The organism is Frankia sp. CeTa3Moorea, from assembly GCF_978021225.1.
Window position 1 is genome coordinate 6,122 of sequence record NZ_CDXDOR010000116.1, and the last position, 10,963, is coordinate 17,084.

A 10,963-nucleotide genomic window follows, 5' to 3' on the forward strand; every position below is an offset into this window, starting at 1 on the left:
TGTTCCACGTGTTGCAGATCACCAGCCTGTACGTCGGCCAGCTCGGACCCAGCGCCTACGTCAGCAACGCCGCGTTCTTCCAGGCCGCCGACGAACTGCGCGCCCTGCAGTGGATCGCCTACCGGGCCAAGGCGCTGTCGTTGGTCCATGGCGCCGACCTCGCCGACAGCCGGGCCACCCGACGGTTCTGGGAAGACGACCCGGCCTGGCAACCCGCCCGGGAGGCGCTGGAGCGGTTGCTGGTCGCCTACGACTGGGCGGCGGCCTTCACGGCGCTGAACCTCGTCGTCAAGCCGGCGCTCGACACCCTGCTCAAGACCGCTCTCGCCGACCTCGCGGACGCCAACGGCGACGGCCTGACCGCCCAACTGCTGCGCGAGTCCGGCGTCGACGGCGCCCGCAGCCGGGCGTGGAGCGCGGCCCTGGCCCGCCACGCCATCGCCGGACGCCCCGACAACGCCGCGGTTCTCGCCGCCTGGGAAGAAAACTGGCGCCCCCGCGCGGAAAAGGCCGTCGCGGGCTTGGCGGCCCTGTTCGGCGATGCCCCGAACCCGGCGAGCCCGGCCGAGGTCGCCACCACCGTTGCCGCGACCACCGCGGCGTTCCGTGCCTCCTGGACCGGCACGGCGGATCCCGCCTGAACCTCCGGCCTCCACCACCGATCCGCCTCCCGGGAAGGACCCATGTCCGTCACCGACGACTACCTGACCAACAACGCCGCCTACGCGAAGACCTTCGCCGGGCCGCTTCCGCTGCCGCCGTCCAAGCACATCGCCGCCGTCGCCTGCATGGACGCACGGCTCAACGTCTACGCGATCCTCGGCCTGGGCGACGGCGAGGCTCACGTCATCCGCAACGCCGGCGGCGTCGTCACCGACGACGAGATCCGTTCCCTCGCGATCAGCCAGCGCCTGCTTGGCACCCGCGAGATCATCCTGATCCACCACACCGACTGCGGCATGCTGACCTTCACCGACGACGATTTCAAACGCTTCTTTCTGATGGCACCATATTTCTGACGACACCGGGCTTCGTCCGCCGTCGGGGTGCTTCGGGGATCAGTACCGTCGATCCGCGAAGCATCTCCGGGGGGAGCCAGGTGAGTGGGGCCGGCGGGAGGCGCCGGAGCCGATAATTCCTGGCCTGACCCGCCGGCACCACCCGTCACCTGGTCAGTGGGTCAGCCGCGCTTGCGGCCGGACTCGCCGAGAGTGATCTGGTCGCCGTTGACGATGCCGGCCCGGCGCAGCGCCTCGGCGATCGCGCCGTCCGGCACACTGGATCCGCTGCGGCCACCGGAACCCCCGCGGCCACCGGAACCGTTCCTGCCACCGGAACCGCCACGACCGCCCGTGCCACCGCGTCCACCGGAACCGCCGGCACCACCGGCACCGCGACCCCCGGCACCACCACGTTCGCCACTCGCGGTGCCCCGGCCGCCATCCCGCTGATCACCACGATCACGGCTCCCGCCGCGTCCGGCGCCTCCGCCGCCACGTCCGGCGCCTCCGCCGCCACGTCCGGCGCCCGCACCCGCGGCTCCTCGCCGGTCACCCTCGCCGTCCCGGCGACCCGGACCCCCGGCACCGGCCTCGTCGTCCAGCCGCAGCGTCAGCGAGATCCGCTTGCGTGGGATGTCGACGTCGAGAACCTTCACCGTCACGATGTCGCCGGGCTTGACGACCTCGCGCGGATCGCTGACGAAGTTCTTCGACATCGCCGACACGTGCACCAGGCCGTCCTGGTGAACGCCGATGTCGACGAAGGCCCCGAACGCGGCGACGTTCGTGACGGTTCCCTCCAGGGTCATGCCGGGGACCAGGTCCGCGAGCGTCTCGATCCCCTCGGTGAATGCCGCCGTCCTGAAGGCCGGCCGCGGGTCACGGCCGGGCTTCTCCAGCTCGGCGAGGATGTCGGTGACGGTCGGCAGGCCGAAGGTGTCGTCGACGAACTCGCTCGGCTTCAGGGCTCGCAGGACCGCGCCGTTGCCGATAAGGGAGCCGAGGTCGCCGCCGGTCGCCGCGAGGATGCGCCGCACCACCGGGTAGGACTCGGGGTGCACGCTGGAGGCGTCCAGCGGATCCCCCCCGCCGGGGATGCGCAGGAAGCCGGCGCACTGCTCGAACGCCTTCGGCCCGAGGCGGGGGACGTCCTTCAGCGCGGCCCTGGTCTGGAACGGCCCGTGCGTGTCGCGGTGGCGCACCATGCTCTCCGCGAGGCTCGCCCCGATTCCGGACACCCGGGTCAGCAGCGGGGCGGACGCGGTGTTGACGTCCACCCCCACCGCGTTCACGCAGTCCTCGACCACCGCGTCCAGGGATGACGACAGCCGGGACTCGGACAGGTCGTGCTGGTACTGCCCAACCCCGATCGACTTCGGGTCGATCTTCACCAGCTCCGCGAGCGGGTCCTGCAGCCGCCGGGCGATCGACACGGCCCCGCGCAGCGAGACGTCGAGCCCGGGGAGCTCCGCCGCGGCATAAGCGGACGCCGAATACACCGACGCCCCCGCCTCCGACACTGTCACCTTCGTCAGCGACAGCTCCGGGTGCCGGCGGATGAGGTCCTCGGCGAGCTTGTCGGTCTCCCGGGAGGCCGTCCCGTTCCCAATCGAGATCAGGTCGACGCGGTGCTCCCGGGCGAGCCGGGCCAAGGTGGTGATCGACTCGTCCCACCGCCGTGCCGGGACGTGCGGATGAATGGTGTCGGTGGCGACCACCTTGCCGGTCGGGTCGACCACGGCGACCTTCACTCCGGTGCGGTACCCCGGGTCGAGACCCATGGTCGCCCGGGTCCCGGCCGGCGCCGCGAGCAGCAGGTCACGCAGGTTCGCCGCGAACACCCGCACGGCGGTGTCCTCGGCGGCCGTCCACAGCCGCATCCGCAGATCGACGCCGAGGTGCACAAGGATGCGGGTGCGCCAGGCCCAGCGGACCGTGTCGAGGAGCCACCGGTCCGCCGGCCGGCCCGCGTCGGAGATCCCGAACGTCTCGGCGATCCGCGTCTCGTAGTCGGTCGGCCCGGGCGGCGGGGCGGCGTCCGGCTCCGCGGGCACGCCCGGTTCGAGGGCCAGGTCGAGGATCTCCTCCTTCTCCCCCCGGAACGCCGCGAGGATGCGGTGCGACGGCAACGAGGTGAACGGCTCGGAGAAGTCGAAGTAGTCCGAGAACTTCGCCCCCGCCTCCTCCTTGCCCTCCCGGACCCGGGAGACCAGGACACCACGCGACCACATTCGCTCGCGCAGCGTGCCGATCAGGTCAGCGTCCTCGGCGAACCGTTCGACGAGGATCGCCCGCGCCCCCTCCAGCGCGGCACCCGCGTCGGCCACGCCCTTCTCCGGATCGACGTAGGCCGTCGCTGTGGCGTACGGGTCGAGCGAGGGGTCGCCCAGCAGGCTCTCCGCCAGCGGTTCGAGGCCGGCCTCCCGGGCGATCTGCGCCCTGGTCCGCCGCTTCGGCTTGAAGGGCAGGTAGATGTCCTCCAACCGGGCCTTGGAGTCGGCGGCGAGGATCTGCGCCTCCAGGGCGTCGTCCAGCTTGCCCTGCGACCGGATCGACTCGAGGATCGCGCCGCGCCGATCCTCCAGCTCCCGCAGGTAACGCAGCCGTTCCTCCAGCGTGCGCAGCTGCGTGTCGTCGAGGGTGCCGGTCGCCTCCTTGCGGTAGCGGGCGATGAAGGGCACGGTGGCACCACCGTCGAGCAGGTCGACCGCCGCCGTCACCTGCCCCTGGCGCACGCCGAGCTCCTCGGCGATCCGCTGATGGATGGACTGCTGCGGGACAGATGTCGTCGTCACAATCCCTGATCCGCCTTCTCGTCGATCTTCGGTCGCCGGGCCGGGGGCCGGCCGCGTCGTCGTCGCTCGGGCGCCGTGCGGTGAGACCCGCGCCGACGCTCTGACTGCGAGACTACGGGTGATCACGCGGTTTTCCGCCCGCGGGCGGCGGTCCCGGCGCGGGTTCCCGTGTTCCCGCAGCCTCCTGGTTTCGAGCGCCGGCCTCCTGGTCTCGGCTGCCAGCCTCCTGGTCTCGGGCATCGTCCCCGCGTGGCGCGGTTACGGCGGCGACCGGCCCGGCCCGGCGTGGCCCGCCTGGCCGGAGACCCGGTTCCGGGGTGGCCGGGTCGTTTCCGCTACCAGCTCTGATGAGCTGGGCGGTCTGATTGTGTTGCGGGGTATATCCCATTGGTTCGGCATGACCTACGATGTGCCCGTGCACACTGGGGACGGGGCTGTCGGCGCGGGCCGCGTGTATTCTCGGCATTCCGCCGCCGAGGTCGCGGTGAGTGGCCGGGCGGGCTCCCGTGGGGGCGACCCGCGCTTTGCCGCGTCGGGCCGCGAGGTGAGCCGCGGGAGTACCCTGGGCTCCATCTGTGGCCCGATCGCCGGTGGAAGTGGGCTCGACGGAATTTGCCACGAGGCTTTCCTGTATCAAGGCGACGCCGGTTTCCTCAGCGCAACGCACGATTTCGTGCTCGCCGGGCTCGCGGCCGACGAGGCCGTCCTGGTCGCCGTGACACAGCCGCGGATACGCCAGTTACGCGCCGCCCTCGGTCGGGCCGCGCAGCGCGTCTCTTTTCTCGACATGGCCGAGCTCGGTCGTAATCCGGCCCGGATTATTTCGGCCTGGCAGGATTTTCTGGACCTCGGTGTCGAACGCGGTCGGCTGGTACGGGGGATCGGCGAGCCGATCTGGCTGGACCGGTCCGGCCCGGAGCGGCGAGAATGCATGCTGCACGAGGCGTTGCTCAACGAGGCGTTCGCCGCGCCGCCGGCGTGGCGGCTGCGGTGCCTCTATGATGTGGGCCGGATCGACTCGGCGCTCGTCGACGAGATCTGGCGCACCCATCCCGTGGTGGTGGAGGGCGGGCTGGGCCGGGTCAGTTCCCGGTATCGATCGCCCGGGTCCGTCGTCGGGGGTCCGGGCCCCGACCCGCTGGCCGAGGCCCTGTCGGACCTCGGCGTTCCCCGCATCGAGTTTGCCTTCGGCCCGCACGACCTGGGGCATGTCCGCGCCGAGATGACCCGGGTCGCCTTGGCCCGGGGCCTGGGCGCCGAGCGGACCGGCGAGTTCGAGCTGGCCGTGCACGAGGTCGCCACGAACAGCGTGCACCACGGCGGGGGCCATGGAGTGGTCCGCATCTGGACGGACGACGCCTGCCTGATCTGCGAGGTCCGCGACGGCGGCCGGCTGTACGACCGGTTGGCCGGACGCCGCCGCCCGGACCTGTCCCTGGGCGGCGGCCGCGGGCTGTGGCTCGTCAACCAGTTGTGCGATCTCGTCCAGCTCCGGTCGACCCGGGTTGGCACGACCGTGCGGATGTATATGTACGTCTAACAGGCTTCGCCCCAGCCCGGCCAAGGCTTTTCGGAAAGGTCAAAACTTGCCGGAAAGGTCAGGGCTGCCGGAAAAGTTGTTGTCCCATTTCGAGCCGGCAGTGGGCTTGGCCACGGGCACGTTGAGCGCCCCCATGGACGCGAGACGGGTCCGCTGCGCGACGGACTCGTCCGCGGACAGTTCGTCCGGCGGCCCCACGTTCACCGGAACGGGAAGCAGGCCCGGCCGCGCCAGGATCTTGGTGGCGACGGAGGGGGAATGCGCCCCTGCCTCGCCGGTTTCGGTCTCGACCGAGCCCGAGGCGCCATGGGCGGCCTGATCGTCACGACCGTCGATCATCCGCCCCGCCTCGACGGGCACGACCACGGGTTCCTCATCAATCGCGGGGTCGCGGCGAGCGGCGCCGTTCGGATCGATCTCGACCGCCGGATCGGCCGGCTCACCGGCGGGCGGGCGCGGGACCGGGGCGGAGCGGTCCGCCGACCCGGCCGACCCGATCGGGTCCGGCTCGCCGGCCGTGTCCGGTGGGCCGGGCAGGCTCGGTGGGCCGGCGGGCAGGCTTGGCGGGCCGGGCAGGTTCGGTGGCGGCGGGGCCGACGCGGGAAGCATGGTGGAGAGATCGTCGAGGAACAGGTCATCGAGCTCGGCAGCAGCGATCCTGACGGCGACCGAGTCCCACGCGGGTAGCCTGGACGACCCGGCCGGCCTGGCCTCGAGGCCAGGCAGCCGCCCCGGCGGTAGCGGAGGTGGTTCCGTGACCACGCTGTCCGCGTCTCCTCGCACGGTGACCGCGTCCGGCCCGAGGGTGTCCGTTCCCGCGGCGGCGTCCGTTCCCGCGGCCGCGAAGGCGGACCTGGTGAACGCGGGGATGGTCGGCGCCAGATCATCCGCTAGCCGAGGGCTCGCTTTGTTCCCCCGGCGCAGGATCGCGGACAGCGGATTTCGCGGGGCCGACGGGGACGCATGGGAACCTGGCGCTGGCGCGGCCGACTCCCTGATGTGGTCACTGAGGAAGATCGGGATCGCGGCCAGGGTCAACCAGTTCCGGGTCAGTTCCGCCGCCGCTGCCCGGGCGAGTTCCACCGCGAAGATCTCGGCGGACCGCGGCCGTTCGGACGGATCCTTCGCGAGGGTGCGCGCGACCGCCTCGCGGATCCGCGGTGGCACACTAGACGGCAGGGCCGGTGTGGCTTCGAGGTGCAGGCGGCCCAGTTCCGCGACTCCGATTCCGCGTGTGTCGAAGGCCGGGCGACCGGCCAGGAGCTCGAACATGACCAGTCCGAGCGAGTACAGGTCCATGGTCGGGCCGAGTGGCTTTCCCCGCCATTGCTCCGGGGCCATGTAACGCGGCGTGCCAGCGAAGTTGTCGGTCCTGGCGGTGCCGTCCTCGGTCATCCTGGCGATGCCGAAGTCCGTCATCTTCGGCATCCCGCTCTCGGCGAACAGCACATTCTCCGGCTTGACGTCCCGATGCAGGATTCCCGCGCTGTGCGCGGCATCGAGTGCGCCGGCGAGCGCCAGGCCCAGGGCGCATGCCGTCTCGATCCGCAGCATCCTGTGCCGGAGGATCTGGCCCAGTGTGCCGCCCGCGAGCAGCTCCATGACGATGGCCACGCCGTTGTCGGCCTCGACGTAGTCGTAGACCTGCACGACGTGCGGGTGGTCGAGGGCGGCGAGCATGCGCGCCTCGCTGTCGAAACTTTCAGTGCTGGATCGGTCACCTTGGATGACCTTGATTGCCACCTCCCGGTCAAGTCGCCGATGCCGAGCCGCGATGACCAGGCCGGAACCGCCTTGGCCGAGGACCGTACCGATCTCATAAGCTGGCAAAGCCGTACCCAGCCAGTCCCCGATGAAGATCAATCTAACCCCAGTCGTGCTCCGCTTCCCCTGGCATCGATTATTCTAATCGGATCTCGATCAACCACTGTGGTCGTTGCGGCTGTTCGGGCAGGGGGAGAGCGGACGGATGCGCGAGGGACCTGGTCGGCGCGCCAAAATCTTCATTAGTTACGCTCGGCGCGATCGAGCCTGGGCGGAATGGATTGCCTGGCAGCTCGAACACATCGAGACGAATCCGTTCGCTGTCGAACTCGACGTGTGGGACTGGGCCGCGGGGCGCAACTTCGTCGCGGCGATGAGCAGTGCGCTCGGCCAGGCCGATCATGTCGTCGCGGTCTTGTCCCAGGCTTATCTCGAATCCGGGGATTACGCCATCGAACAGTGGGCCGACGCGCTCGTCCAAGACGACGGGAAACGCGACCGGCTGATTCCGGTGCGTATCGAGCCGATGCGTTCCCCACCCCTGCTGCGGGCCAGAATCCAGGCCGATCTGTCGGGCGTCGACGAGGCCACGGCCCGGCAACGGCTGTTCGAGGCCGTGCGCGGTCCGCAGCGCCCCACGGCGGCGCCCGATTTTCCTGGTCCGATCGCCCCGCCGGGGGGTGCCGAGGCCGAGGATGTCTCCACCGGACCGCGCCTGCCCGGCGCGTTGCCGCCGATCTGGAACATCCCACCGGCGAACCCGGACTTCATCGGCCGGGACCACGTGCTCGTCGAACTGCGTGAGCGGTTGCTCTCGGGCGGCACGGCGATGATCCAGGCGCTGCACGGCCTGGGCGGGGTGGGAAAATCCCAGCTTGCCATCGAGTACGCGCACCGGCACGCCGGGGCCTATGACATCGTGTGGTGGGTCTCCGCCGAACAGCCGACCTTTCTCCAGAAGCAGCTTGGCGATCTGGCCCTTCAGCTCGGCAGCCAGGCAGAGCCGGCGCCGGGCGAAGGGGCCCTCGCCCTGGTGAATCGGCTGAGCGCGGGGCGCCGTTGGCTGCTCATTCTTGACAACCTGCCCGGCCCGATGGAGCCGGCTTCCTATCGCGCCGACGGGCGTGGCCACGTCATCATTACCTCCCGCAATCCAGCTTTCCAGGATTCGGCCGGCCGAATCGAGGTCGGCCTGTTCGAGCGGGCGGAGTCCATCAAACTGTTGCGCGCCCGGGACGCTTCGCTGAGCGTGGCGGACGCTGACCTCCTCAGCGAGACGCTGGGTGATCTCCCACTCGTACTCGCGCAGGCCGGTTCCTGGCTGGCGGAGACCGGAATGAGTATCGAGGAGTATCTCGGACTGCTGACCACGCATACTCAGTTGATATTGAGTGAGGGGCGGGCACTGCACTATCCGCAATCCTTCGCGGCGAGCTGGAGAGTAGCCATCGAACGGTTGGAACGGGAGAACCCGGCCGCCGTTCACCTGCTCCGGCTCGCCGCGTTTCTGGGCCCCGATCCGCTGCCGCTGACCTTCATCTCCAAGGCGGTCACGGCCACGAGCGAGCAGCCCGGCGACGATCGGGCCGGCGATGCCGACCCGATCGTTTTTCATCGGACCGTCGCGCATCTGCGCCGCTATGGTATTGCCCGGGTATCCGGCCGGGCGATCCAGTTGCACCGCCTTGTGCAGGCGGTTCTGCGGGACCAGGTCGAGCCGATCGAACGACCGGTGCTCCGGGAGCGAGCCTGGGAGCTACTCGCCGCGACCGACCCCGGCAATCCGGATGACCCGGCCAACTGGTCGTACTACGCCGACGTGCTGCCGCATCTGCTGTCGGCCGATCATATCGCCGTCGACAGTCCGGGTAGCCGGGCCCTCGTCATGAACGCCGTCTGGTATCTCGCCGCACACGGGAACTACAAGAGCGCTCACCGGATCGCGCAGCAGGCCTATCTGCGTTGGCGTGTGCTGCTCGACCCGGATGATTATCATCAGGCCTGGGTGCGCAACCAGCTGGCCAAAGTGGAGCGTTCCATCGGCGAATTCCCGGCCGCCAGGGTTTTCGATGAGGAGGCTCTGGAGCTTTGCCGGCGCACACTGGGCGACGACCACCCGGACACCCTCGTCTCGGCGAACAACCTCGCCGTCGACCTCAGCGGAGCCGGTCAGCATTCCGAGGCTCGGGAGCTCGACGAGGATACCTGGGAACGGCGTAAGCGGATCCTCGGCGAGTCACATCCGCAGACGCTCGGGTCCGCCAACAACCTCGTCGCGGACCTTGCCGCACTCGGCGAGTACGAGCGTGCCTTCTGGCTCTCGGTCGAAACGTTGGATCGTTGCGAGCGATCGCTGGGAAACGACCATCCACTCACGCTCGCGACAGCCGCGAACCAGGCATATGTCCTGAGCGCGGCCGGTCAGCACGAGGACGCCCGCCTGCTGGAGGAGGACACCCTCGGCCGCCGGCGCAAGGTGCTGGGCGAGGATCATCCGTTGACCCTGAGTACGGCCAGCAACCTGGCCCACGTCTTGAGCAGCCTGGGCCGACACGAGGACGCCCGGCGCCTCAACGAGGACATTCTTCTGCGCCGTCGGCGGGTCCTGGGCGAGGATCACCCGCATACTTTGGCCTCGGCTCAGGACCTTGCCCACGACCTGACCCACCTCGGCGAGCACGAACAGGCGGAGCTACTGCTCACTCAGACGGTGCTCGGCGACCGTCCCGTGCCTGATTCGCCGCCACGGCCGAAGCCGACCCTGCACCGCTCGGCGGCCGAATTCTAGCCCCCGGAATGTCCGGCGACCTTGTCCAGGACCGCGGTGTGCAGCTTGCGGACGCCGATGGGGGCGAACGTGCGCTCGAAGAAACCACCGACACCGCCCGCGCTGTCCCAGGTCGTCGTCGCCGTGACCAGGCTCTGGTCCGGCCCGGCGCCGGGGACGACGTGCCAGCGGGTGCGCAGCGAGGAGTTCTGGTCCGCCTCGACGAGAGTGCTCGCATCGGGGGCGGAGACGGTCGCGTCGATCTGACGCACCCGCTTGCGGGTTGCCTGGAGCCGATAGGCGATGCGGGTCCCGGCACCGTGGCCCCCCGCCAACACCCGGTACTCGGAGACGTTCTCCGGCCAGGCTCGGGCGCGGGCGCCCTGGTAGTCCGCGAGCTTCGCGACAACCTGCTCGGGGGTGCCCGGCACGGCCTGCCTGACGACGACCTCGATCTGTCCCACCAGGTCCTCCTTCCTCGCTCCGGCCGGCTCTCGGCCGAAGCCCGCGTTCCTCCCGGTCGCCGTGCCCATCCGGGAGAGAACCCGTGGAGCGATGGGCGGGCCGCCAGGCTCGCGTGCCCCTGACCGTCTCATCTGGCCCGGCGCCCGTCGCCCTCGCCCGTCGCGCTTCCCGTCTTGATGGGCGCCGAGCGGCGCAGTTGATTACTTAGAGTTACAGTCGGCGGGCAGGTGGACGCCCACCAGATCGGCCAGATCGCGCGCCACCGGGCCGAGCGTGGCGAGCGCCGCCGAGAGCGTCGGGGACCGCTACCCTGACGCGGGCCGGTGCTCCGGCCTTCAGGCTGGGGGTGAAGGCCTGCGCGGGAGGGCCGCCAGGTCCGAGCGTGTCCTAGACGGGACGGGTCTGCTGCTCGATGTACTGGCGGACGGCGGTCAGCGGCGCCCCGTCGACCGATCCGGCGAAGTAGGAGCCGGACCACAGCCGGTTCGCGCGCCAGTAGTGGCGGGCCAGTTCAGGGAACTCCTGGCGCATCCGCCGGGACGACACTCCCTTGAGGCTGTTGACCAGCCGGGACAGTGCGACCTTCGGCGGGTAGTTGACGAGCAGGTGGACGTGTTCGCCTTCGCCGTTG

The 10,963-nt window shown here is 70.2% G+C and carries 8 protein-coding genes; 4 read left to right on the top strand and 4 right to left on the bottom strand.

The window, feature by feature from the left end:
* Together AC08OV_RS18080 and AC08OV_RS18085 are read left to right on the top strand one after the other, a co-directional pair.
* Positions 1-641 (top strand): ferritin family protein (locus tag AC08OV_RS18080; protein WP_476619988.1); only part of this gene is annotated, 641 nt, incomplete at its 5' end.
* A gap of 42 nt (positions 642-683) precedes the next feature.
* Complete coding sequence (locus AC08OV_RS18085) at positions 684-1,019, top strand: beta-class carbonic anhydrase (protein ID WP_476614546.1); 336 nt, start codon at positions 684-686, stop codon at positions 1,017-1,019.
* Positions 1,020-1,180: 161 nt separating this feature from the next.
* On the opposite strand, the gene AC08OV_RS18090 is transcribed toward AC08OV_RS18085, so the two are convergent.
* Entirely contained in the window at positions 1,181-3,796 is a 2,616-nt protein-coding gene (locus tag AC08OV_RS18090; protein WP_476614545.1) for a Tex family protein, read from the bottom strand.
* A gap of 415 nt (positions 3,797-4,211) precedes the next feature.
* Here AC08OV_RS18090 and AC08OV_RS18095 point away from each other — a divergent pair, with 415 nt between their 5' ends.
* Positions 4,212-5,336, top strand: a complete 1,125-nt coding sequence (locus AC08OV_RS18095) for an anti-sigma factor RsbA family regulatory protein (RefSeq protein WP_476619989.1) — start codon at positions 4,212-4,214, stop codon at positions 5,334-5,336.
* Between the two features lie 39 nt (positions 5,337-5,375).
* Here the strand turns inward: AC08OV_RS18095 and AC08OV_RS18100 are convergent, their stop codons facing one another.
* Positions 5,376-7,166 carry a serine/threonine-protein kinase gene (locus tag AC08OV_RS18100; RefSeq protein WP_476619990.1) on the bottom strand — a complete coding sequence of 597 codons (1,791 nt, stop codon included), beginning with the start codon at positions 7,164-7,166 and terminating at the stop codon, positions 5,376-5,378.
* Between the two features lie 139 nt (positions 7,167-7,305).
* Between AC08OV_RS18100 and fxsT the strand changes: the two genes are divergently transcribed.
* A complete protein-coding gene (gene fxsT, locus AC08OV_RS18105) occupies positions 7,306-9,888 on the top strand; it encodes an FxSxx-COOH system tetratricopeptide repeat protein (protein WP_476615450.1) in 2,583 nt (860 codons plus the stop codon).
* Here the strand turns inward: fxsT and AC08OV_RS18110 are convergent.
* Positions 9,885-10,331 carry an SRPBCC family protein gene (locus tag AC08OV_RS18110; RefSeq protein WP_476615449.1) on the bottom strand — a complete coding sequence of 149 codons (447 nt, stop codon included), beginning with the start codon at positions 10,329-10,331 and terminating at the stop codon, positions 9,885-9,887. The two genes, fxsT and AC08OV_RS18110, sit on opposite strands and share 4 nt — an antisense overlap.
* Positions 10,332-10,719: 388 nt before the next feature.
* Positions 10,720-10,963, bottom strand: a 244-nt coding sequence (gene tnpA / locus AC08OV_RS18115; protein ID WP_476615448.1) for an IS200/IS605 family transposase, incomplete at its 5' end; no start/stop codon positions are given.

Excerpts from the sequence above, each read along its gene's own strand:
- AC08OV_RS18085 (WP_476614546.1), top strand. The coding sequence starts at position 684 with ATGTCCGTCACCGACGACTACCTGACCAACAACGCCGCCTACGCGAAG.
- fxsT (WP_476615450.1), top strand. The coding sequence starts at position 7,306 with ATGCGCGAGGGACCTGGTCGGCGCGCCAAAATCTTCATTAGTTACGCT.